The following is a 22,274-nucleotide window of genomic DNA, read 5'->3' as shown; positions in this document are numbered from 1 at the left end:
CGCGGCGGTAACCAGGGCCGCACCTGCCCCGGTGCGGGTCGTACGCGGGCGCCCGACGCGTGACCGCCCCGGGTGGGCGGATGTGGGTGGGGGCGCCCGGCCCGGGACGTCGGAGTTGTCCCCGAATGGTAGCGGCAATTGGGGTGGGGGTGCTGCCGATCGCGGAGAGATCCGGGTGTGTGGGTGGTGCGCTATTCGCCGCCGCGGCCCGATGATCCGATGGCGACCATGTGGCGCACGGAGCGGCGGGCCCGTTCCGCGATGTCCTCGGGCACCGTGATTTCCGTTGTTGCGGTCCGCAGGGACTCCAGGAGCCGATCCGCCGTGATCATCTTCATGTAGTGGCACTCCGCGCGGGGGTTCACCGCTTCGAACTGGGTGTTCGGGTTGGCGCCGCGTAGTTGGTGCAGCATTCCGGTCTCCGTCGCGATGAGCACCTTGTCGGCGGAGGTGGACTCGGCGGCGCTGAGCATGCCGCCCGTGGACAGGACCTGGACCCGGTCCTGATCCACGCTGCCGGACCCCACGAGGTACAGCGCGGAGGTGGCACAGCCGCATTCCGGGTGGACATAGACCTCGGCGTCGGGTTCGGCGGCGACACGTTCCCGTAGGGTGTGGCCGTCGATGCCGGCGTGGACGTGGCATTCACCCATCCAGACGTGGATGTTCTCCCGCCCGGTTACCCGCTTGACGTGTGCTCCCAGGAACTGGTCCGGGAGGAAGAGAATCTCCCGTTCCGGCGGGATGGAGCGGACCACATCGGCCGCGTTGGAGGAGGTGCAGCAGATATCGGTTTCGGCTTTTACCGCGGCGGTGGTGTTGACGTAGGCCACCACCACGGCGTCGGGGTGTTCGGCCCGCCAGGCGCGCACGTCCTCGGCGGTGATGGTGTCGGCCAGGGAGCATCCCGCCCGGGGGTCGGGCAGGAGGACCCGCTTGTCCGGGGAGAGGATCTTGGCGGTCTCCGCCATGAAATGAACGCCGCAGAAGACGATCGTGCTCGCGCTGACCTCGCTGGCCAGCCGGGATAGCCCGAGCGAGTCGCCCGTGTGGTCGGCCACCTCCTGGATCTCTGGGCGCTGGTAGTTGTGCGCGAGGATGACCGCGTCCTGTTCGCGTGCGAGGCGACGGACCTCCTTGGCCCATTCCGCGTTCGCCACCGTGCCCGGGGCGGCATCGGCCGTCCCGGTCCCTGCCTGCGCCATTGGATCCCCCACGGTTGATCCTCTCGGAAACCAGACAGTTTGTGTCTGGAAAGCAAAAACTAGAAACACCCTAGCATGTGCGGTATGAGCGGACAGGATGGGGGTTGTGACATGGAGGGTGGGCCCGACGTGTCGTGGACTGCGGAGGTGACGACGTCGGGCGTCTCAGCCGCGGCTGTGCCGTCCGGCTCGTCCGGCTCGTCCAGCTCGCTCGCGGGCCAGGCACACGAGGTCCTGGCTGTCGTGCTCCAGATCCGGGCCGGACGTCTGTCGGTGCTGCTCTGGGAACGTGCACGTGCCCCCTTCGCCGGCTTCTGGGCGCTACCCGGAGGGCGGCTGGGCTGGCAGGAGGACCTTGACCCCTCGATCCGTCGTCAGCTCGCCCAGAAGGTCGACGTGCGGGACCTCACCCATCTCGAGCAGCTGGAGACCCGGGGCGAGCCGGAGCGGCACCCCGGCGGCCGCGTGTTGGCCACCGCCTACCTGGGGTTGGTTCCCGCCGATCTCGATCCGGTCATCCCGGCGGACACCAGCTGGCATCCCGCCACCCAGCTTCCGCAGATGGCCTTCGATCACGCGGGCATCGTCGACTCGGGGCGCCGTCGGCTGCGGGCCAAGCTGTCCTACACCAATGTCGGCTTCGCGCTTGCCCCGCCAGAGTTCACCATGTCGGAGCTGTCCGGCTACTACCGGGCGGCGCTGGGGCACGACGTGGCCGCGACCAACCTTCGGCGGGTGCTCCTGCGCCGGGGCCAGATCGAGGATACCGGTCGGTGCGTTCCCTCGGGGCGCTCCGGCGGCCGACCGGCGGCCCTGTTCCGGTTTCGCCAGCGGGAGCTGGAAGTGACCGATGCCTTCGCGGTGTTGCGTCCCCCGCATCGCGGGTAGCTGCGAAGCAGCCGCGTGCCGTCGATAGCGGGGGCCGGACTGGGTGGTAGCGTCCGTCCGGGTTAGGCTGGATCTCAAAAGCGTACACACGTTCGAATCTGGTTGCTGCGGCACGGTGGACCCGCGACCCACGCGGGAGACGGCCGCGGTCCCGGCGAAGCGACACAGGGAGGATCGCCCCGAGGTGCCGGGGAGAGGAAACCGGCCTGGGGCAGAACGGACTCATGATCACGTTTACGGGGGTCTCGAAGCGCTACCCGGGTGGCACGGTGGCCGTCGACCAGCTGGACCTGGAGGTGCCCGCGGCCCGAACCACGGTGCTCGTCGGTCCCTCGGGATGCGGCAAGACCACCACCCTCCGGATGATCAACCGAATGGTCGAGCACACCGAGGGGCACATCGCCATCGACGGCCAGGATATCCGGGCCCGGGATCCCGTCGCGCTCCGGCGCTCGATCGGATACGTGATCCAACAGGCCGGACTGTTTCCCCACCGAACCGTGCAGCACAACATCGCGACCGTCCCCTTCCTCGTGGGGACGACGAGACGCGCCGCGCTACGCCGCAGCGCGGAATTGATGGAGCTCGTGGGGCTGGCCCCCGAACTGGCGCAGCGGTACCCCCAGCAACTGTCCGGGGGCCAGCAGCAACGAGTCGGAGTCGCCCGGGCCCTGGCGGCCGACCCACCCATCCTCCTCATGGACGAGCCGTTCAGTGCGGTGGACCCGGTGGTGCGCAAGAGCCTCCAGGAGGAGCTGCTGCGGCTCCAGCGGGAGTTGCGGAAAACGATCGTGTTCGTCACCCACGACATCGACGAGGCCGTGCGTATCGGGGACGCGATCGCGGTGTTCCGTCCCGGAGGCCGCCTCGCCCAGTTCGACCACCCCGAGCACCTGCTGGCGGAGCCCGTCGATGAGTTCGTGGAGGCGTTCCTGGGCTATGACCGGGGAGTACGCCGGCTTTCGTTCTTTCCCGCGTCCGAGTTGCAGCTGCGGCGTGCGGCCATCGTGGATGCGGATCACCCCGCCGGTGCCGCCCTGGGCCAGGCCAGATCCAAGGACGAGCCCTGGCTGCTCGCGGTTGACTCCAGGGAACATCCCCTGGGCTGGATCCACGCGGACACGCTCGCGAACACAGCGGCTACCACCCCCGTGGGCGAGCTCGACCTGGTGCGGTACGGCCACGTATTCACCGTGTCCACCGACTCGTTGCGCGCGGCGCTGGACGCGGCGATGCTCTCGCCGGCCAGCCGCGCGGTCGGGGTGGACCGGACCGGCCGGGTCTTGGGCGTGGTACGCCAGACCGACCTGAGTGCGGCCATCTGGGATGCGGGTGGCAACGGTGCTGCGGGAACGCGTGCCCATGGGTGAGGACCCGTTGATCCGTTGGGACTGGGTCTGGAACAACCTGGACGACCCGATTCTCGCGTTGCTGCTGGAGCACCTGCACCTGTCGCTGGTGCCGTTGCTGTTGGGGCTGGGGATCGCCCTGCCGGTCGGGATTGTCTGTGCTCGGTGGCAGCGGGTGTACCCCTGGGCGTTGACCACGGTCAACATCCTGTACGCGGTGCCGTCGATCGCTCTGTTCTTCCTGCTGCTTCCCTACACCAGCTTCAGCCTGTGGACCGCGATCATCCCGTTGACGATCTACAGTCTGGTGATTCTCCTCCCCAACGTCACCGACGGGCTGCGGCAGGTTCCGGATCACGTGCGCCAGGCCGCGGTGGCCATGGGATTCGGGCCGATCCGGCGACTGGTGCAGGTGGAGCTCCCCGTGGCGACACCGGCCGTGATCGCGGGCCTGCGTGTGGCGGCCGTCGCCACGATCAGCATGGTCAGTGTGGCTTCCCTGGTTGGTCTGGGGGGCCTGGGGCAGCTCATTCTGAGCTGGGGATTCGATCGCCAGTTCGCCACCCCCATCGTGGTTGGGACCGTCCTGTCGGTGGCCCTCGCCTTCGCCGTGGACGGGCTCCTGGTGCTGACGCAGCGCTGGCTCACTCCCTGGACCAGGATGGCGGCCCCGCGGCGTGGGCCGCGAATCGGGGGAGGTGACCGGTGGAGGTGATTCCCGCCCTCTGGGAGTGGTTCACCCGCCCCGAGGTGTGGCACGGACCGGGGGGAATCCCGACGCGGTTGGCCGAGCATATCGGCTACTCCGTCCTCGCCCTCGGCCTCGCGGCACTCATTGCGGTACCTGTTGGCCTGATCACCGGGCACACCGGACGCGGTGGATTCCTGGCCGTGAGCCTGGCGAACGTGGCTCGGGCCCTGCCCACGATGGGGGTGCTGCTGCTCGTCGTGCTGCTGGCGGGAATCGGCCTGCTTCCCGTGCTGATCGCCCTCGTGGCCCTGGCGGTACCCCCCATCCTCGTCAACACCTATGAAGGTGTCCGCGGCGTCGACCCCCAGCTACGGGATGCGGCACAGGGAATGGGGATGCGGGGCCGGCAGGTTCTGATGCAGCTGGAGCTCCCGGTGGCCTTGCCGCTGCTGCTGGTGGGACTGCGTACCGCCGCGATCCAGGTCGTGTCCACGGCCACCATCGCGGCCTACGTCGGCATCGGTGGGCTCGGCCGCTACATCTTCGACGGTCAGAGCAGTCGTCAGTACGACATGATGCTTGGCGGGGTGCTCCTCGTCGTTGTGCTGGCCGTCGTTGTCACCAGCGTGTTCGCTGGTGCGCGGCGGTTGCTTGTGGCGCCGGGGATACGGCACCACACGACCGCCAGTTCCTAGGTCAACCCCAGAGGGAGCCAAACGTGCAGTCATACCAGCGATTCACCCAGAGCCGTGCGTCCCTGCCCACGCTCGGTGCCGTCGTCCTGCTACCGGTCGTCCTGGGCGGGTGTGGAGCCGGCGGCACCGGCAGCATCGTCGTGGGATCGGCCGATTTCCCGGAGAGCACCCTGCTGGGCCACGTCTACGCCCAGGCCCTGGAAGCGTCCGGGGTGGATGTCGACACCCAGTTCAACATCGGCAGCAGGGAGATCTACTTCGACCAGGTCGAGGCCGGGGAGCTGGACGTCTTTCCGGAGTACAACGGAGGGATCCTCTTCGAACTGGACCCGGAAGCTACCGCCGCCGGGACCGAGGAGACCAACGCCGCGATCGAGGACCTGCTTCCGGACGGTATGGAGATCCTCGACTCCGCCGATGCCGAGAACAAGGACTCACTCACGGTCACCGCAGCGACCGCTGCGGACCATGGACTCGAAACCATCGAGGACCTGGAACCGGTCGCCGCCGAGCTGACGCTGGGCGCCCCGGCAGAGTTCGAGGAGCGTCCGCAGGGACTGGCGGGCATCGCGGACACCTACGGTGTGGAGTTCGCGGAGTTCCGGGCACTGGAGACCGGGCTGATCCCCACGGCGCTACTCGACGGGGACGTGCAGGTGGCCAACCTGTTCACCACCGACCCCGCGATCCTCACCCACGACTTCACGGTGCTGGAGGACACCGAGAACGTGTTCGGGGCACAAAACGTCACCCCGCTGGTGAACCAGGCCGGTATCGCCGAAGCCGAAACCGGAGGTGACGACCCGGTGCGCGACACCCTGAACGCCGTTTCGGCAGAGCTGGAGACCGAGACGCTCGTGGAGCTCAACGAGCGAGTGATTGTCGAGGAGGAGAATCCAGACGACGTCGCGTCCGCATGGCTGGCCGAGACCGGACTGGACTGACTGACCCTGCCCCGGACGCCGGACACGTGGCGTCGGGAAGCTGGGCGCGTGGTCGGTCCGCCACCGGAACGAGTGTCGGGCCGCCCACCTTCCCCCGACGGTGGGCGGCCCGGTGCCCCGGGTGTACGGCGAGGTATCTCAGCCGAATCCACCCTGGGAACGCCGGAGAACTCTCCACGACGTACCTATACCGTAACGCACTGCACACGATTAGTCACACTGGGCAGGGTGGGTGGTGCGGTGGATCGCGTTGGTGACCAGTTCGCTGACCACCAGCTGGGCATCGTCGAGGATCTCGCCGTCGGTCACACGCTCAAGCCGCGGTAGCGGCCCATATACCGCACCAGCGGTGCGGCATCCCGCGTAGGAGCACCGACGTCCGGCAGGCCGTCCACGTCCGCCAGGTAGACCACGTGATCACCGGCGGTGATGCGTTGCCGGACCCTGCACTCCAGAGCCATGAGGCAGGCATCCAGGATGAGGGCGCCGCTGTGTTCCCCGCGGTGGTGTGGCTCGCTGGCCAATAGCAGCCGTGCACTGGGCCGGCCCTCGGCGGCGAACCGGCCGGCGATGGCCCGCTGGTTCTGACCCAGAACACTGACCGCGAATGTCCCCTGACGATCCATCACCTCGGTCAGATACCCGGTGCTGGTCAGACTCACCAGCACGATCGGCGGATCCGCGGAGACCGAGGCGAACGAGCTCACGGTCCCCCCGATGTCGTCGCGGCCGTCCGCGACGGTCAGTACGGTCACACCGGTTGCCAGCCGGGCCATCGCCTCCAGGAACTCGCCCGAACCGAAGTCTGGGGTCGTGTCACTGTCACTCACTGGATGTCCCACACGCCCGGCATCGTCAACGGGCCCGTGGCCGGCAGCCCGAGACGCGCCGACGCCGAGGCCAGTGGTCCCCACGCGCTGAGGCGCAGCTGCGTCAACGCCGCGCTGCGGTCCTCACTGGATTCTGGTGGCACGAGGCGTTCCAGGGGGTTCAACCGCGGATAGGCACGCAGCTCCGCCCGCTGGGGCAACCCCGCCTGTTCGCGCGCGACCGCGGCGGCGGTGTCGATACCCCCCAGTCGATCGACGAGTCCGTTGTCACACGCATCCTGCCCGGTCCAGACCCGCCCCCGGGCGAGTTCGTGTACCCGTTCCACAGACATGCCGCGGCCCTCGGCAACCTTGGACGTGAAATCGGTGTACACGTGGTCGAGTCGAGCATTGACGTGTTCCCACTCGGCCTCGGTGAACCGATGGTCCAGGGAGAACATGCCGGCGTGCTCGCCCTCCTCGATGGATTCCGTATTCACCCCGATCTTGCCCAGAAGATCGGTGAGCACGGGCTTGGCGATGTAGACACCGATGGATCCCGTGAGGGTGCTCGGCTGGGCCACAATGACGTCGGCACCCAGCGCCACGAAGTACCCGCCCGAGCCGGCGACCTCGCCCATCGACACCACCACGGGAATCCCCGCGGAGCTGGTCAGCCGCACTTCGCGGAGGATCGTGTCCGAGGCCACGTGCGAACCGCCCGGGCTGTTCACGCGGAATACCACGGCGCGCACGTGCGGATCCCTGCGTGCGGCTCGGAAGGCGGCGGCAATGCTGTCCGCACCCATCGTCGTTCCCCCGCCCACTGGGGAGCGGCGGGTCCGCCCACTGAGGATCGGTCCGGTGCCCGAGATCAGGGCGATATGGTCTGCACCGCGACGGACGGCCCGCACTTGGCCGGGCAGAGAGTGCAGGGCACGGTTGCGCTGGTACCGGCCGACGTACTGGAGCTGGGGAGTGAGCGTCTCGCCCCGGTCCCCGTTGTGCTGCGGGGTCCGCCGGAACCGCTCCATAATGTCGCTGTAGATCTCGTCCCGGTAGGCGGTCCGGTCGATCAGTCCTTCGCTGAGTGCCTCCTCCGCCATGAACGGGCCACGGTCGATCAGGGCGCGCACCCGCTCGCGGTCCAGCCCTCGCCCCTCGGCGATTCCGTGAACGATCTGTTCGGTGAGTGACTCCAGGATCCGCCCGGTGGCCTCGCGGTGCGCCTCGGTGAATCCGCGTTCGGTCATCTGGTTGGGGCCGGACTTGTACTCGTAACGCGTCGCAGCCTCGTACTCCACCCCCAGCCGATCCAGTGCGTCCCGGAAGAAGGGGTTGACCACGCGGAGACCGGTCAGCCCCACGCCACCCGAGGGCTGGAGGACGATCTCGGTGCAGGCGGCGGCGAGATAGTAGGGCAGGTTACCGGGACCGAAGTCGCCGAACGACTCCGTCCAGGCGATCACCGGCTTGCCGGTTGCCGTGAACTCCTCAAGCGCGGCACGGAGCTCCTGCACGACCGCCATTCCGATCGGTTGCCCCCCGACTTTGACCACGAGGGCGCTCACCCGGGGATCCGCGGCGCCGGCGCGGATCCCGTCCAGGGTGTCGTTCAGGCGCACCCGACGCATGGCCTTCAACTGGGATATGGGGTCCTGGGGGGTTTCCTCGACGACCCCTTCGGTCAGATCAAGTTCGAGGACCAACGGGGTGGCCCGACGTTGGCGCAGACCGGACACGGACTCGATTAGTTTCGCGACATCCACCATGCGTCAAGGCTAGTAGGATCCGTCGCCTGCACGGGTGTCGTGGACACAGGCGAAGGGCCCGCAGCGGCACCGAGCGGAGGAGCCCCGTAGCGGCCGTGCGTCCCCGAACGCGATGTGCCGATATGGTCGGCGCGGGACGGGCGTTCGGGCTCGCCCGATGACGCGGAAGGACAAGTGCGATGGTGCAGGGTTGGCCGGGCGGCCGGCCGTGGCGCGGCCCCGCCGTCCCCAACAGCGGCGTGTGGGGTTCGGCCCTGGTGGGCATCGGCCTGCTGGTCGCCGGGTGCGGTGGTTCCGACGGTGCCGCGGAGGGTGCTGCACAGATCCCGGAGGAGGCGCCGAGCCCGGACACGACTTTCGACGAGGTGATGCCGGCGGTGGAGTCGCCGCCGGAAGGCTTCGACATGGCCGAGTTCCAGGGGGTGCGCGTCGATGTCCCGGAGGGCTGGGAGATCGACGACGGAGACGACGCGATGTGCGTGCGTCCGCCCGGCCAGGAGGAGTGTCGCTTCGGCGCGTTCCTGGTCTTCCCGTCGGCGTCGGAGCGTCAGGACGAGTCCTGGCCGGCCGAGCATTTCGACGAGGATGACGGCTGGGCACCGAACCCCGAACGGTGCCGCAGCTTTGCCACCGCCAGCGACGTGGATGGCGACGTTGGCATTGGTGAATCCGACCTGGTGGTCCAGGACTTCGGGGAGCACCCGGCCGAGGACCGGGACGACGGCGTCCGTCGTTCCCACTTTCGGCAGTGGGATGTCACCTGCGAAAACGAGGACACATTCGCGGTGCGGCTGTGGTATCTGCCGCAGAGCGACGTCGCGGCCTACGTGTGGTCCGTGGACGAGCAGTACTCCGAGACCTACACCCAGATCGCCGAGTCCATGAATATCGACGACTACCTGGACTGAGATGCCGATCGAGAATGACGACGGGGGCGGCACCCCGGCTCCCGCATACCGGGCGAGTGCGGCCGGGGGAGCCCTGTCGGTCGATCACGCGTTCTACGCACGGCTGGCGCAGGCACCCCGATCCCAACGGACCACGGTGCACAGTTTCGAGGTCCCGATCCGATCCGGACGTGCCTGGGAGGTCCCGGCCGGGCACCTGTTCCGGATCATCGCTCCGCAGGGGCCGCAGGTCGGGGACCTCAACCTCTGGTACCGCCACGACCCGCGGGAACGCATGTGGGCGGCTCGCACCCGCCAGCTCCAGGCCGCGCACGTCAGTACCTACGACCGGTTGTGGTCGACGCTGCCGTTCCTGCGTCCACTGGCGACCATCACAGCGGACACGCTGGCCGACTATGGGCCGGACAGCGTCGGGGGGCGGGTACACGACCTGCTGGGATCCCGCTGCGATCCCTACGTCAACCAGATGCTGACCGGGCAGCAGTTCGACTTTCACTGTCACTCGAACCTGACGCGCGCGGTTCTTCCCTACGGGCTCACCGAGTTCGACGTGCACGACGTGCTCAACGTATTCCAGTGCACCGGGCTGAATGACGAGGACCAGTACTACATGCGAGCGTGTCCTGCACGCCCCGGGGACTACCTCGAGTTTCTGGCGGAGGTGGATCTGCTGGTCGCCCTGAGCACCTGTCCGGGCGGTGACCTGTCGGTGCCGCTGTGGGGGCCCGAGGCCGGGGATCCGCTGGACGTCTGTCGACCACTGGGTGTGGAGGTCGTGCGCCCCGCGGAGTCTCTGTTGGCTGACTGGAGCCCGCCGCCGCGGGCCGAGTACCGCGGCGTTCATGGCCTCGGGTTTCCGGAGTGGGCGGACCGGGAGCGCTGAGAGACGCCGTCCCCCCTGGGAGGTCACCGGGCATCGCCCTGGCAGGATGGCGGTCACCGCACACACTCGGGGAAAGAGGTAACCATGGCAGAGTTCGTACGGCTCGAGTCGGACCCGACCCATCCCGCGGTCGCCGTGCTGCGCGTGGACCGGCCCAAGATGAACGCCCTCAACTCCCAGGTGCAGCGGGAGATCCGTGCGGCGGCCGAGCAGATCACGGCCGACGACCAGGTACGAGCCGTCGTGCTGTACGGCGGGGAACGGATCTTCGCTGCCGGGGCCGACATCGCTGAGATGGTCGACATGAGCTACGCCGATATGACCGCGCAGTCGGGTGAGCTCCAGCGGGCCTTCACGACCGTGGCCCAGATTCCGAAGCCGGTCGTGGCCGCCATCAACGGTTACGCCCTCGGGGGTGGCTGCGAGCTGGCACTGTGCGCGGACTTCCGGGTCGCGTCCTCCGCGGCCAAGCTGGGCCAGCCCGAGATCCTGCTCGGGGTGATCCCGGGGGCCGGGGGAACCCAGCGGTTGTCCCGGCTCGTGGGGCCGGCGCGGGCCAAGGACCTGGTGTTCAGCGGGCGTATGGTCGATGCGGCAGAGGCCGCGAACATGGGGCTGGTGGACCGGGTGGTCGATGTGGAGGAGAGCCAGGCCGCTCCGGATGAGGACCCGGTGTACACGGCGGCGGTGCAGCTCGTCGCGCGGTACAGTGACGGGCCGGCCGTGGCGCTGCGGGCCGCGAAACAGGCCATTGATTCCGGGCTGGAGACCGATCTGGAAACCGGACTGGAGATCGAGCGGTTGCACTTCGCCGGACTGTTCGCGACCGAGGACCAGACCACCGGAATGCGTAGTTTCCTGGAGCACGGGCCGGGCAAGGCGACGTTCAACGGGCGTTAGGAGCGGATTCGGACATGGATGCGCCTGGGGCGATCCGCATGTGGGGATTGTGGACCTATCCCGCCAGTGAACGTGCGGACCTGCTGGCCAGGCCGGTGCGGGCCGCACTCGAGGCGGCCCGGGGAACCTCGACCTGGGCGCAGCAGGCCAGGGTCGCCGAGATCGATCCCGAACTCGCCGACACCGCGTCCTGCTGCGCCGCCTACGGGGTCCCGGCCGAGGCGTCGGCCAACTGTGTGGTGGTCGTGGGCAAGCGAGGCGCACAGCTGAGCATGGCGGCGTGCGTGGTCCTGGCGACCACCCGTGCCGATGTCAACGGCGCCGTGCGTGGCTGGCTGGGCGCCCGCAAGGCGTCGTTCGCGAGCCAGGACGACGTTCTCGCCCGGAGTGAGATGGCCTACGGGGGGATCACCCCGATTGGGCTTCCCGCGCAGTGGCCGATTCTGGTCGATTCGGCGGTTCTGGACCAGGAGCATGTCATTCTCGGAAGTGGTATACGAGGGTCCAAACTGGTGGTGCCGGGAGCCGCCCTGGAGGGGCTCCCCGGCGCTGAGGTGCGCTCGGGGGTGGCCCGACCGATTTCGACGGACTCCGACGCGTCGCCCGGGCCGGTACGCTAAGGGCGCCCCGGAGCCGTACCCGTCGGTGCTGCCCCTAGCTGGGGTGGGATTGTGGCGGGTTCCGGTGCGGCGTCCCGGAGGCGGTATGGCGAACCGTGGCCCGGTCGTCGCCGGACCGGCCACGGCGGTCCGGCGCGGTCGCCGTGGTTGGGAGAGCTGGCGGTGACGGCACTTTCGGGGGCGGTCCGTGCCGGCTAGCGTGTCTGGTGCAGGGCGCGGTCGTCCCGCTGTTGCCGGGCTTGGGCTCATCCGGGCGCGGGGCGAGTGGCGTGCGTAGCGAATAAGGGGATGAGATGCCAGGGACAGCCGGTTCCACCGGCGGCGACGAGATGCCGGAGCGTATTGGGCAGTATCGGATTCGTCGGCGTATCGGCTCGGGTGGGATGGGCGTCGTCTACCAGGCCGAGGACGCCCAGGGCCAGTTCGTGGCCGTGAAGGTGCTGCGCTCCGAGGTGGCCGGGGACGAGGTTGCGCGCGCCCGGCTGGCGCGTGAGGTCGAGACGATGCGACGCGTGCACAGTCGCAACGTTGCGGAGGTCCTCGACGCCGATACCAACGCACACCAGCCGTGGGTGGTCACCGAGTACGTTCCCGGTATGACCCTGGATGACACGGTTACCGATCACGGGCCCCTGCGTGGGCGGGCCCTGACCCGTCTGGTCACCGGACTGGCGCGGGCACTGGACAATATTCACCAGGCCGGGGTCATCCACCGGGATCTCAAACCGGGCAACGTGATCATCTCCAACGGTGAACCGATCGTGATCGACTTCGGCATCGCACATGCCGTGGACAGCGCCAAACTCACCCAAACCGGGACCTTCGTGGGTACCCCGAGCTACCTGTCCCCGGAGGTTATTGAGGGAACCGACCTGGGGCCCGCGACGGATGTGCACGCCTGGGGCGCCACGGTGGCCTTCGCGGCCACGGGGAATCCGCCCTACGGGGCCGGCGCGTTTGAGGTGATTTTCTACCGGATTCTCAACGGGCACATCGAGGTGGACGGGGTGCCCGAGGAGCTCAAGCCCTTGGTGCAGCGGGCGGTTGCTCGGGAGATGTCGAACCGCCCGAGTTCGGCGGAGCTGGTGAGCGCTACCGAGCAGCTCAATCTCGACCTGCCCCTGGAGGGGGCGGACGCCGCTCAGGTCTCCGGATTCACCGGGACCTACACGACGCAGGGGCCGATGACCTCCGCGGGACTGATCACGGCGGCGTCCGGTGCGGACCACGGTCGCGGAGCGACGGGGCGGGACGATTCCCACCAGCAGGACTCGGGGCCGCAGGAGCCCGCCCAGGCCGATTCCGCGGCCACGATGGCGGCGCCGGCCGCCGCGGCGGACCAGACCATGGTGTCTCCCGCCACGGAGGGCACGGACCAGACCATGGTCTCCCCGCAGGCGGGGGGAGAATCCGGCCCCGCGGATCAGACCATGGCCGCTCCGTCCGTGGCGGGCACGGACCAGACCCTGGTGGCGGGAATGGAGGATCCGCAGACCATCGCGGACTCGAGGACGTCTCCGGCCTCCGGTTCCGGGGGAGGTACCGCGGAGGGGCCCCAAACCCAGTTCTTCAACTCCACGCTGCGTCCCGACGAGTTCCGCGACATTCTCACCCCGGTGGAGGAACGCGGTCGGCAGGCGGCCAACCCGCAGGACACGGCGATGTTCGAGCCGCAGCAGCGGGATGACAGCTACTACGAGCCCTACTACGACCCGGATTTCGTTGCCGAGGAGGAGGCGGACGAGCCACGTCGGCTGCCGTCCCTGATCCTGATCCCCCTGTTGCTGAGCCTGGTCGGGCTGTCGCTGATGCTGCCCGGGATCGGGCTCATCGTGGGCCTGAGTACCGCTGTGGTGTTGGGCGCGGCCGATATGGTGCGACGTCAACACGCGCGGCGGCTGATGGAGCGTGGGCCACGCAACACCGACACCATGTTGATCGCGATGAGTTTGTTCCCGGCCCTGCTCCGCCGCCTCGGCTGGGTGCTGGTCTACGGTCTGCTGTATCTGCTGATCGGCGCGGTGGTCGGTCTGATCGTGGGGCTTACTCCCCTGGCCGAGTCCACGGCCCTGTACTGGGGGGCCTACTCGGTGGCTATCATGATTCTGCTCACATTCGTCGGTCCGGACGGGCGTGGAGCGCGGGAGCAGGCCAACCGGTGGTTGACCGGGATCGGGATCCGCAATCCGTACGTCTACTGGGGATCCATCATCGCCTGCTGCCTAATGGCCCTGTTCTTTATCGGCCTGGGGCTGGATGTGGCTCCGGACTGGAGGCCGATCCCGTTCATCAGCTGACGGGATTGACCTGGTGGTGTGTGCGGTAGGTCTCATCGGAATGTGCCCCACTGGTGCTACTAGCGAGTAACATCGGGGGGAGGGCCCAGGTGTGGTCGGTTACCACGACGACCGTTGCCCCACCGCGGGTCAGCGCCGACGGTTTTGGCAGTCTGGAGAGACACCAAAGCAGGTCGACGAGGAGGAACCGGGGCGCCACCGCGCCCACAAGCCCGTACGCGGGTACACAGCAAACACAGCAAGCGGAGTGCAGGTCCAGTTCAGACCCAGTGCAGGGAGGTCGGCTAGCGGCCATGAATATCGTCGTATTGGTCAAGCAGGTCCCGGACACGGCGACCGAGCGTAAACTCAACCCCGCCGACCACACCCTCGATCGAGCGGGGTCGGACGGTGTGATCAACGAGCTGTGTGAGTACGCGATCGAGGAGGCACTCCTCCAGCGGGAGAAGCACGGCGGCGAGGTCACCGTGGTGAGCATGGGACCCGACCAGGCCACGGACTCGATCCGCAAGGCGCTGTCGATGGGTGCCGACAAGGCCGTGCACCTGAACGATGAGGCACTGCACGGCTCGGACGCGCTACAGACCGCCTACGCGCTGGCACAGACCCTGTCCACCGTTTCCTACGACCTGGTCATTCTGGGCTCGGAGTCCACCGATGCCCGCACCGGTGTGCTGGGCGCGGCTCTGGCCGAGTACCTCGGCGTTCCCCAGCTGACCCAGGCCAGCAAGGTTGACATCGAGGACGGCACCGCCACGATCCGCCGCACTACCGACTACGGCTACGACGTGGTGACCGCCTCCCTGCCGGCGGTGGTGTCGGTGGTCGAGAAGATCAACGAGCCGCGCTACCCCTCGTTCAAGCTCATCATGCAGGCCAAGAAGAAGCCGGTGGAGAAGCTCGACCTCGCGGCCGCGGGGATCAGCGCCGAGAAGGTGGGACTCGCCAACGCCGCGACCGAGGTCACCGACGCCGCTCCGGCACCGCCGCGTGCGGCGGGAACCGTCGTCAAGGACGAGGGCGACGGCGGAGTCAAGATCGCCGAGTTCCTGGCCGAGAAGAAGTTCGTCTGACTCGGGCGCGACTCCCGCGAGCAAGGAAGGGATTGCACGACATGGCAGAGGTCCTCGTCCTCGTCGACCACGTCGACGGAGAGGTAAAGAAGGTCACTCAGGAGCTGTTGACGGCGGCGCGTCGGATCGGCGAGCCCAGCGCTGTCTGGGTCGGCGGCGGTAGCGCCAACGGCCGCGCCACCCTGGCCGAGTACGGCGCCGCGAAGGTCTACGTGGCCGACGGCTCCGAGTACACCGACCACGTGGTCGCACCGCAGGCGGAGCTTCTGGCCACGCTGGTCCAGGACCACGCACCGGCCGCCGTACTGGTCTCCGCCACAGCCCAGAACAAGGAGGTCGCGGCCCGTGCCGCGATCAAGACGGACTCGGGCATCCTCACCGACGTCGTGGACGTCACCGGGGAGCTGGTGGCCGAACACTCCATCTTCGGCGGCGCCATGGTGACCCACGCCAAGGTGCGCAAGGGAACCCCGTTCCTGGCGGTGCGGCCCAACGCTGTTCCCGCGGAGCCGAGCCCGGCGGATGCCGCCGAGGAAGCGGTGAGTGTGGAGCTGTCCGACGCGGCACGAAGCGCCACCGTGACCGAGCGGGTCGTGGAGGAGCGCGGGGAACGTCCGGAGTTGACCGAGGCCGCGATTGTGGTCAGTGGCGGCCGGGGTGTGGGCTCCGACGACTTCACGGTCGTGGAGCAGCTCGCCGACTCCCTGGGGGCCGCCGTGGGCGCCTCGCGGGCTGCCACGGACGCCGGCTGGTATCCGCACCAGTTCCAGGTGGGGCAGACCGGCAAGACGGTGAGCCCGAACCTGTACATCGCACTGGGAATCTCCGGAGCGATCCAGCACCGTGCCGGGATGCAGACGTCGAAGAACATCGTCGCGGTGAACAAGGACCCCGAGGCTCCGATCCACGAGATCAGCGACTTCAGTGTGCTGGGTGACCTGCACACGGTGGCACCGCAGCTGACCGAGGAGGTCAAGAAGCGGTCCTAACACCCCGGTCGCCGCCCCGGGTTGGGCCGGTAAGGCCGGGGCGCGCGGTCGGGCTGGACTGTGACAGTCTGTGGTGGGCCGGCGGGATCCCTGCCGGCCCACCACCGTGTGAAGCCCACATGCCGGGCCGGACTAACGCCCGGGCGGCGGCAGGCGCCGGCCGCCGATTCTGGGCCGAGGGCCAGAACCACCGAGCCGCACTCCGGTGGGCGACGGGATGTGGAGCCAGCCCGCCTAAACTGGGGTGCCATGGTGTACCTGGACCACGCGGCCACCACACCGGTACGCGCCGCCGTAGCCGACGTTGTCTCTGCGGAGATGGGGCGGATCGGTAATCCGTCCTCCCTGCACAATGCGGGGCGACGCGCCCGGCGGGTTGTGGAGGAGGCCCGGGAGACCATTGCCGGTGCACTCGGGGCCACACCACACGAGGTGGTGTTCACCGGTGGGGGAACCGAGGCCAACAATCTCGCGGTCAAAGGCCTGTACTGGGCCCGAACCAGGGCCGATCCCCGCCGACGCCGGATCCTGGTCAGTAGCGTTGAGCACCACGCCGTTCTGGATGCCGCCCACTGGCTGGCCGAGGCCCAGGGGGCGGAGTGTGTGCAGCTTCCCGTCGACGAGTACGGGATGGTGCAGCCCGAAGCGTTTCACGAGGAGCTGCGCCGGGACCCGGACGGCACCGCACTCGCCTCCGTCATGTGGGCGAACAACGAGGTCGGAACCATCCAGCCGGTGGCCGAGCTGGCGCGGATCGCGCGGGACTACGACGTTCCCCTGCACACCGACGCGGTCCAGGCTCCGGCGCAGTTGCCCGTGGACTTCGCCGGAAGCGGTGTCAGTGCGCTGACGGTGTCCGGACACAAGCTCGGTGGCCCCATGGGGGTTGGCGCCCTGCTGCTGGAGCGTGGCGTTGAGCCCACGCCGGTGTTGCACGGTGGCGGGCAGGAGCGGGACCTCAGGTCGGGCACGGTCATGACGCCACTGGTCGCGGGGATGGCTGCGGCGGTCGAGCTGGTGCACCGGGAGCGGGACGAGCACGTGGCCACGCTGACCGCACTCCGCGGCAGCCTCCTGGACGAGGTGCGACGGGTCGTTCCGGACGTGGTGCTCAACGGCCATCCCAGCCAACGCCTGCCAGGTAACGTGCACCTGACCTTCCCCGGATGTGCCGCGGACGCCCTGCTGTTGCTGTTGGACGCCGCCGGCATCGCCTGCTCCACCGGCTCGGCCTGCACCACCGGGGTGGCGCAGCCCAGTCATGTGTTGTTGGCGATGGGCGCCGATCGGGACAGCGCATTGGGGGCGCTTCGGTTCACGCTCGGGCCCGGATCGAGCCCTGCCGATATTACGGAGCTGGGCCACGCCTTGGGGCCGGCGGTACAGCGGGCGCGCCGGGCCGAGGCGGTTCGAGGCGACCGCTGACCCCGGCCCACGCCTCGGCGCTGCCGGTGTGTGACGGCCGGTCTGCCGGTTCGCGGATGCTCCCCAGCGCGCGGCTCAGCGGCCCAGTTTCCGGCGCAGGGGCTTGGCCAGCTGTTCGATGGCCTGCCAGTCGGGATCCAGGAAGCTGCTCAGGGTTGCGCGTCCCTCCGGCCACTGCTCGAGAGCCTGCTCGAGCTGCGGGAGGATTCCCGACTCCGGATCCAGGTAGAAGTGGAACTGGCGCTGGCCGCCCATCGTTCGGTGCGCCAACAGGGCACCGTGTTCGCCGAGAAGCTCGCTCAGGGTGTCGCTGAACTCGGTCAGGGCACGCGCCGAATCCGCCGTGGGAAGCCGGTCCTGACCGCTGTTGGCGTAGGGAACCGTGACCAGGACATACAGGGTGAAGGCGGGATAGTCCCGGCGGCTTAGCGGGTGCCGTAGGGTGATCTCGAACGGCCCCCCGACCGGGATTCGGCCCTGGGCGACGACCCAGCCGCCACTACCGAGAGCGCTGGTCAACTGGCGAACCACCGAGGGCATGGACGTGGGGGGAAGTGGGTCGAGCGGCTTCTCCGTCAGCGGGTGAATCGCCCCAATCCAACGGACGAGATCATCCTCGCCGAGCGCGAGCAATGTGATGTGCCGCGCCACCGCGTGCTGCACATCCTCGGCGAGAAACATGAAGTCGGGATGGAAGACGCTGGCTTCGATCTTCACGGCGGACTGGTTGACCCGTAGGGCCACGGTGGCGTGACTGAGATCCAGCTGGTGGTCACCCCAGGACAGCGTCCGGGCCAGTTGGTCGTGATCCGCCTGGCGCGCCGGATGGAAACTCCACTCGCCGTCCTCTGGGGCGGCCTGCCGCCACCGTTCGGCCAGCACCCGAACCGCGTCGTCGGTGCCGCCAGTGAGGGTCAGCGTGTACTGGCCGGTTTCGGTCGAATTGGCGGGCGTCTCTGCTGCGTCGGTGCGGTCCGCCGACCGTGCCGCATCAGTCTCGTCCATGTCGGTCGGCGCCGGTGTGTCGTCGGATCCGGCCGAACCGTCCGCGGGGTCCGTCGCAGCGGACCGGCCCGCCGGGTGCGTCGAACCGTCCGCGTCCTGCGGATCCAGGTTGTTCAACTCCGCAAGGTCGGCGAGGGCGCTGTCGCTGAGGTCTTCCAGCCCCAGGCCCGCCAGTGGATCACTGGCGCGAGCAATCTCCCACTCCAGCTTGGGATGGATGCGTCGGACACGCTCGTCCATCCGCGAGGCGATGTCCTCGGGGACGGGTTCGCCTCCGTCGAGTGCGCGGGCCAAGGCGTCGCGCAGCTCGGGCCACGCTGCCCAGAACTCGGCGATGGCGACTGCGGGGTCGGTTGCGGCGGAACTCTTGCGACGAAACAGAGCCATGTCTCCAATACTGGCAGAGCACCAGTACCGCCTGTTCGCGGCCGGGGGCACGAGGGGCCGGGGGAGGCCGTGGTTGCGCATAGGCTGGGGGCACTATGAGCTTGCGTGTTCTTGCTGCCATGTCCGGAGGAGTCGACTCCGCCGTCGCCGCCGCGCGCGCGGTTGAGGCTGGCCACGAGGTTACCGGCGTTCATCTGGCGCTGGCGAAGAATCCACGGTCCTACCGCAGTGGGGCGCGGGGGTGCTGCACCGTCGAGGACTCCCGGGACGCCCGCCGGGCGGCCGACGTGATCGGGATTCCCTTCTATGTCTGGGACATGGCCGAGGAGTTCGACCGGGATGTGGTCCAGGATTTCGTGAGTTCCTACGCCCAGGGCCGCACGCCCAATCCGTGCCTACGCTGCAACGAGAAGATCAAGTTCGCGGCGGTGCTGGACCGGGCCGTGGCCCTCGGCTTCGACGCGGTGTGCACGGGGCACCACGCGCGCCTTGTGGACGGCCGTCTGGTGCGTAGCGTGGACCCGGGCAAGGACCAGTCCTACGTGCTGGCTGTACTGCGCCCCGACCAGCTGGCGCACGCCATGTTCCCGCTGGGGGGAATGACCAAGGACGAGGTGCGCGCGGAGGCGGCGCGACGCGATCTCGCCGTGGCCCAGAAGCCGGACAGCCATGACATCTGCTTCATCCCGGATGGCGACACCGCCGGGTTCCTCAACGAGCGTCTCGGCAGTGAGCAGGGCCCGGTGCTGGACGAGGACGGTGCGGTTGTCGGAACGCACGCGGGGGCGCACCAGTTCACTGTGGGGCAGCGGCGTGGGCTGAACCTCTCGGGAGCGCCCCACCGTCGGTACGTGTTGTCGATCGAACCGGTGGAGAACACTGTGACGGTTGGCCCGGCCGAGGCGCTGGACGTGACCGAGATCGTGGCCGAGCGCCCCGTGTGGTCCGGGACGGAGCCCACGGCGGAGCCCGTGGCCTGTGCGGTTCAGCTCAGCGCCCACGGCGAGGTTCAGGCCTGTCGCGCCTGGGAGCGTTCCGGGGAGCTCGTGATCGAGTTGGACGAGCCTGCCCGGGGGGTGGCTGCGGGGCAGGCGGCCGTGTTGTACGGCGGGCCGAGCGCTGACACGGTTCTGGCCTCCGGCACCATCGCACGGACACGGAACCGGGACCGGTCAGCCGTGTCTGGCTAGACCGGCCCGCGAGGTGCCCGGGCGGCCGGCTCGTGGCTGCGCACTATCATCGTGGGTAGGTTAGGTTAGGCATAGTTAACCTGCGGGCCGGAGGGGTGGCATGTCCTACATGGAGTTCATGCAGGGGTGGCCACTGTGGGGTGTCTACCTCTCCCTGCTGGGCATCGTCTTCCTGCGGGCGCAGGCCACCTACTGGTTGGGACGGGGTGTGAGCCTCAGCCTGCACCGCAGCCGGATCGCCACCCGGCTGGGTGCGAAGTTGGAGCGTGCCGAGCGGGCGATCAACCGGTTCGGACCCCCAGCCGTGACGGTCTCCTTTCTCACCGTGGGCATTCAGACGGCGATCAACTTCAGTGCCGGGGCTATGCAGATGCGTTTCGGCCGCTATCTGGTGGCCATGTTCCTCGGCTGTCTGGCCTGGGCCGCCATCTACAGTCTGGGCGGAATGGCGGTGTTCGCCGCATGGTGGTCCCTGTTCGTGACGTCCCCGGAGCTCGCGGTGAGCGCGGTGGCGGTGACCGTCCTGGTCATCCTGGGATGGATCCGGTGGCGACGTCGGAACGCGGGTCGGTCCGCTGCTGCCCAGGAGGCGACGGGCCACCAGGAAACTCAGGCGGCTATCGGCCCCTGACCGGCTCTCCGGCGTGGGCGGAGGCGTGGCGAGCGTCCCGGGGCATTGACCCAAGATCCACTTTTCTATTAATTTTGTTTACAGTTCTTGGTGGGTGTGTTCCAGATCACCCTCCAGGGGTGGCCTGTGTGGCCGGAATGGTGCCGTTCACCGCGGCGGGATGATGGGCCGTTCCGTGCGTACAGGTCATGACGGGCCGTACCACGTCGCCGACCCCCAACGACGTCGAGGAGGCACCCTTGACCCGTACCCGACCCCGATCACTCGCCACTGTGGTGGCGTCACTCAGCACAGTCCTGCTGGCGGTTCCGACTGCGCTCGCTACCGCCACCGCACATGCGGACGCCCCCACAGATCCGGAGGCGGAGACGCTCCAGAGTCAGCAGTGGCTGACCGGATACTGGCACAACTTCGACAACGATTCGACCGTCCTGGAACTGGGCGACGTTCCCGATGCCTACAACGTGGTCGCCGTGGCCTTCGCGGACAACCACCCCACCCTGCCCGGCGGGATCACCTTCAACCTGAACAGCGACGAGCTGGGCGGCTACAGCGAGCAGGAGTTCGTGGACGACATCGCCGAGCTCCAGGACGAGGGCCGTCGCGTCGTGATCTCCGTGGGTGGAGAACTGGGGCATGTGGACGTTACCAACCCCACGGAGGCCGAGAACTTCGCCCAGACCACCCAGGACCTGATGGACGAGTACGGGTTCGACGGTGTCGACATCGACCTGGAGCACGGAATCGACGCCGAACACCTCGGTTCGGCCCTGCACACGCTCGAGGATGCGGTCACGGCAGCCGGTGACGACCTCATGCTGACCATGGCGCCGCAGACCCTGGACTTCCAGTTCCCCGACGGCTACTACGAGCTGGCTGGCAACGTCGCCGATATTCTCACCGTCGTCCACACGCAGTACTACAACTCCGGATCCATGATGGGCTGTGATGACCAGGTCTACTCCCAGGGGACGGTCGACTTCGTCACGGCGCAGGCCTGCATCCTGATCGAGGACATCGGTCTGGCTCCCGAACAGGTGGCCCTGGGACTTCCGGCCATTCCCGAGGCCGCCCCCGCCGGCGGGTACCAGCCCCCGGCGGACGTCATCCGCGCGATCGAGTGCCTGGAGGAGGGAACGGGCTGCGGGGACTTCAGCCCGGAGACGCCCTACGGGGAGATCGGTGGCGCGATGACCTGGTCGGTGAACTGGGACGCGACGAACGGGTACGCCTTCGCTGACGCGGTTGGCGGGCATCTTGGCACCGGAGATACCCCCGGCGACCCGGGTGACCCCGGCGATCCGGGTGACCCCGGCGATCCGGGCGACCCGGGTGACCCGGGCGAATGCGAGGTGCCGCAGTGGACCGCGGGCGATGTTTACACCTCCGGTGACCAGGTGAGCTACGAGGGTTTCGTCTACGAGGCCCGACACTGGACCCAGGGTGACACCCCCGAGCACACCCAGTGGGGACCCTGGGAGCAGCTGGGCTCCTGCTAACCCCCCAACGTCCGGGCTGGCCGGCACGGCCCGCGGCCAGCCCGGACACCGCCGGTCGCCACGCGATCCCGCCGCCGTGTGGCGGCCGGTCGCACCAGCACACCTAAGCTGTCC

Annotated in this window: 20 protein-coding genes; 16 read left to right on the top strand and 4 right to left on the bottom strand. The window is 68.6% G+C overall.

All coding sequences use genetic code 11. The features are described 5' to 3' along the window. Positions 1-191 precede the first annotated feature (191 nt). Positions 192-1,205, bottom strand: a complete 1,014-nt coding sequence (gene nadA, locus RIF23_RS17205; protein WP_310913650.1) for a quinolinate synthase NadA — start codon at positions 1,203-1,205, stop codon at positions 192-194. A 177-nt stretch (positions 1,206-1,382) separates the two neighbouring features. Between nadA and RIF23_RS17200 the strand changes: the two genes are divergently transcribed. The 5 genes from RIF23_RS17200 to RIF23_RS17180 all read left to right on the top strand — a co-directional run bounded on the left by RIF23_RS17200 (position 1,383) and on the right by RIF23_RS17180 (position 5,772). Further along, entirely contained in the window at positions 1,383-2,093 is a 711-nt protein-coding gene (locus RIF23_RS17200) for an NUDIX hydrolase (protein ID WP_310913649.1), read from the top strand. A 224-nt stretch (positions 2,094-2,317) separates the two neighbouring features. Beyond that, entirely contained in the window at positions 2,318-3,463 is a 1,146-nt protein-coding gene (locus RIF23_RS17195) for an ABC transporter ATP-binding protein (protein WP_310913588.1), read from the top strand. Further along, entirely contained in the window at positions 3,456-4,157 is a 702-nt protein-coding gene (locus RIF23_RS17190; RefSeq protein ID WP_407659501.1) for an ABC transporter permease, read from the top strand. The genes RIF23_RS17195 and RIF23_RS17190 overlap by 8 nt, the downstream gene beginning before the upstream one ends. After that, positions 4,148-4,828, top strand: a complete 681-nt coding sequence (locus RIF23_RS17185; RefSeq protein ID WP_310913586.1) for an ABC transporter permease — start codon at positions 4,148-4,150, stop codon at positions 4,826-4,828. The genes RIF23_RS17190 and RIF23_RS17185 overlap by 10 nt, the downstream gene beginning before the upstream one ends. Before the next feature lie 62 nt (positions 4,829-4,890). Next, positions 4,891-5,772 (top strand): ABC transporter substrate-binding protein, encoded by an 882-nt coding sequence (locus tag RIF23_RS17180; protein ID WP_407659500.1) that lies wholly within the window; start codon positions 4,891-4,893, stop codon positions 5,770-5,772. 305 nt (positions 5,773-6,077) lie between these two features. Here the strand turns inward: RIF23_RS17180 and RIF23_RS17175 are convergent, their stop codons facing one another. Then, positions 6,078-6,548 (bottom strand): flavin reductase family protein, encoded by a 471-nt coding sequence (locus RIF23_RS17175; protein WP_310913647.1) that lies wholly within the window; start codon positions 6,546-6,548, stop codon positions 6,078-6,080. Positions 6,549-6,598: 50 nt separating this feature from the next. Next, the gene (gene sppA, locus RIF23_RS17170) at positions 6,599-8,353 is read right to left on the bottom strand and encodes a signal peptide peptidase SppA (protein ID WP_310913585.1); all 1,755 of its coding nucleotides are present in this window, start codon (positions 8,351-8,353) and stop codon (positions 6,599-6,601) included. Between the two features lie 179 nt (positions 8,354-8,532). Between sppA and RIF23_RS17165 the strand changes: the two genes are divergently transcribed. From RIF23_RS17165 to RIF23_RS17130, 8 genes are all read left to right on the top strand, one after another. After that, a complete protein-coding gene (locus tag RIF23_RS17165) occupies positions 8,533-9,261 on the top strand; it encodes a hypothetical protein (protein ID WP_310913584.1) in 729 nt (242 codons plus the stop codon). 1 nt (position 9,262) lies between these two features. Then, positions 9,263-10,144, top strand: coding sequence for an urea carboxylase-associated family protein (locus RIF23_RS17160; protein WP_310913583.1), 882 nt, complete (start codon positions 9,263-9,265; stop codon positions 10,142-10,144). 84 nt (positions 10,145-10,228) lie between these two features. After that, entirely contained in the window at positions 10,229-11,044 is an 816-nt protein-coding gene (locus RIF23_RS17155) for an enoyl-CoA hydratase/isomerase family protein (protein WP_310913582.1), read from the top strand. Positions 11,045-11,058: 14 nt separating this feature from the next. After that, on the top strand, positions 11,059-11,664 hold the full coding sequence (locus RIF23_RS17150) for a YbaK/EbsC family protein (protein ID WP_310913581.1): 606 nt from the start codon (positions 11,059-11,061) through the stop codon (positions 11,662-11,664). 293 nt (positions 11,665-11,957) lie between these two features. Next, positions 11,958-13,961 carry a serine/threonine-protein kinase gene (locus RIF23_RS17145; protein WP_310913580.1) on the top strand — a complete coding sequence of 668 codons (2,004 nt, stop codon included), beginning with the start codon at positions 11,958-11,960 and terminating at the stop codon, positions 13,959-13,961. Positions 13,962-14,254: 293 nt separating this feature from the next. Next, complete coding sequence (locus RIF23_RS17140; RefSeq protein ID WP_310913579.1) at positions 14,255-15,034, top strand: electron transfer flavoprotein subunit beta/FixA family protein; 780 nt, start codon at positions 14,255-14,257, stop codon at positions 15,032-15,034. A gap of 41 nt (positions 15,035-15,075) precedes the next feature. Continuing rightward, positions 15,076-16,023 (top strand): electron transfer flavoprotein subunit alpha/FixB family protein, encoded by a 948-nt coding sequence (locus tag RIF23_RS17135; RefSeq protein WP_310913578.1) that lies wholly within the window; start codon positions 15,076-15,078, stop codon positions 16,021-16,023. A gap of 249 nt (positions 16,024-16,272) precedes the next feature. Then, the gene (locus tag RIF23_RS17130; RefSeq protein ID WP_310913577.1) at positions 16,273-17,448 is read left to right on the top strand and encodes a cysteine desulfurase family protein; all 1,176 of its coding nucleotides are present in this window, start codon (positions 16,273-16,275) and stop codon (positions 17,446-17,448) included. 75 nt (positions 17,449-17,523) lie between these two features. On the opposite strand, the gene RIF23_RS17125 is transcribed toward RIF23_RS17130, so the two are convergent. Continuing rightward, positions 17,524-18,840, bottom strand: coding sequence for a DUF695 domain-containing protein (locus RIF23_RS17125; RefSeq protein ID WP_310913576.1), 1,317 nt, complete (start codon positions 18,838-18,840; stop codon positions 17,524-17,526). A 95-nt stretch (positions 18,841-18,935) separates the two neighbouring features. Between RIF23_RS17125 and mnmA the strand changes: the two genes are divergently transcribed. The 3 genes from mnmA (at position 18,936) to RIF23_RS17110 (ending at position 22,160) form a co-directional block, all read left to right on the top strand. Next, the gene (mnmA, locus tag RIF23_RS17120) at positions 18,936-20,030 is read left to right on the top strand and encodes a tRNA 2-thiouridine(34) synthase MnmA (RefSeq protein ID WP_310913575.1); all 1,095 of its coding nucleotides are present in this window, start codon (positions 18,936-18,938) and stop codon (positions 20,028-20,030) included. Positions 20,031-20,130: 100 nt separating this feature from the next. Continuing rightward, on the top strand, positions 20,131-20,661 hold the full coding sequence (locus RIF23_RS17115; RefSeq protein ID WP_310913574.1) for a DedA family protein: 531 nt from the start codon (positions 20,131-20,133) through the stop codon (positions 20,659-20,661). A gap of 239 nt (positions 20,662-20,900) precedes the next feature. Further along, positions 20,901-22,160 carry a glycosyl hydrolase family 18 protein gene (locus RIF23_RS17110; RefSeq protein ID WP_310913573.1) on the top strand — a complete coding sequence of 420 codons (1,260 nt, stop codon included), beginning with the start codon at positions 20,901-20,903 and terminating at the stop codon, positions 22,158-22,160. Positions 22,161-22,274: the final 114 nt, after the last annotated feature.

The sequence above is a fragment of the Lipingzhangella rawalii genome, assembly GCF_031628175.1.
In the GTDB taxonomy this organism is placed as follows: Bacteria; Actinomycetota; Actinomycetes; order Streptosporangiales; family Streptosporangiaceae; genus Lipingzhangella_A; species Lipingzhangella_A rawalii.
This window is presented reverse-complemented; position numbering and strand designations above follow the sequence as displayed.

Coding starts and splice junctions, on each gene's coding strand:
- RIF23_RS17190 (WP_407659501.1), top strand. CDS start 3,456: ATGGGTGAGGACCCGTTGATCCGTTGGGACTGGGTCTGGAACAACCTG.
- RIF23_RS17115 (WP_310913574.1), top strand. CDS start 20,131: ATGTCCTACATGGAGTTCATGCAGGGGTGGCCACTGTGGGGTGTCTAC.
- RIF23_RS17130 (WP_310913577.1), top strand. CDS start 16,273: ATGGTGTACCTGGACCACGCGGCCACCACACCGGTACGCGCCGCCGTA.
- nadA (WP_310913650.1), bottom strand. CDS start 1,205: ATGGCGCAGGCAGGGACCGGGACGGCCGATGCCGCCCCGGGCACGGTG.
- RIF23_RS17150 (WP_310913581.1), top strand. CDS start 11,059: ATGGATGCGCCTGGGGCGATCCGCATGTGGGGATTGTGGACCTATCCC.
- RIF23_RS17195 (WP_310913588.1), top strand. CDS start 2,318: ATGATCACGTTTACGGGGGTCTCGAAGCGCTACCCGGGTGGCACGGTG.
- RIF23_RS17155 (WP_310913582.1), top strand. CDS start 10,229: ATGGCAGAGTTCGTACGGCTCGAGTCGGACCCGACCCATCCCGCGGTC.
- RIF23_RS17160 (WP_310913583.1), top strand. CDS start 9,263: ATGCCGATCGAGAATGACGACGGGGGCGGCACCCCGGCTCCCGCATAC.
- RIF23_RS17140 (WP_310913579.1), top strand. CDS start 14,255: ATGAATATCGTCGTATTGGTCAAGCAGGTCCCGGACACGGCGACCGAG.
- RIF23_RS17175 (WP_310913647.1), bottom strand. CDS start 6,548: ATGGCCCGGCTGGCAACCGGTGTGACCGTACTGACCGTCGCGGACGGC.
- RIF23_RS17135 (WP_310913578.1), top strand. CDS start 15,076: ATGGCAGAGGTCCTCGTCCTCGTCGACCACGTCGACGGAGAGGTAAAG.
- sppA (WP_310913585.1), bottom strand. CDS start 8,353: ATGGTGGATGTCGCGAAACTAATCGAGTCCGTGTCCGGTCTGCGCCAA.
- RIF23_RS17145 (WP_310913580.1), top strand. CDS start 11,958: ATGCCAGGGACAGCCGGTTCCACCGGCGGCGACGAGATGCCGGAGCGT.
- mnmA (WP_310913575.1), top strand. CDS start 18,936: ATGAGCTTGCGTGTTCTTGCTGCCATGTCCGGAGGAGTCGACTCCGCC.
- RIF23_RS17125 (WP_310913576.1), bottom strand. CDS start 18,840: ATGGCTCTGTTTCGTCGCAAGAGTTCCGCCGCAACCGACCCCGCAGTC.
- RIF23_RS17165 (WP_310913584.1), top strand. CDS start 8,533: ATGGTGCAGGGTTGGCCGGGCGGCCGGCCGTGGCGCGGCCCCGCCGTC.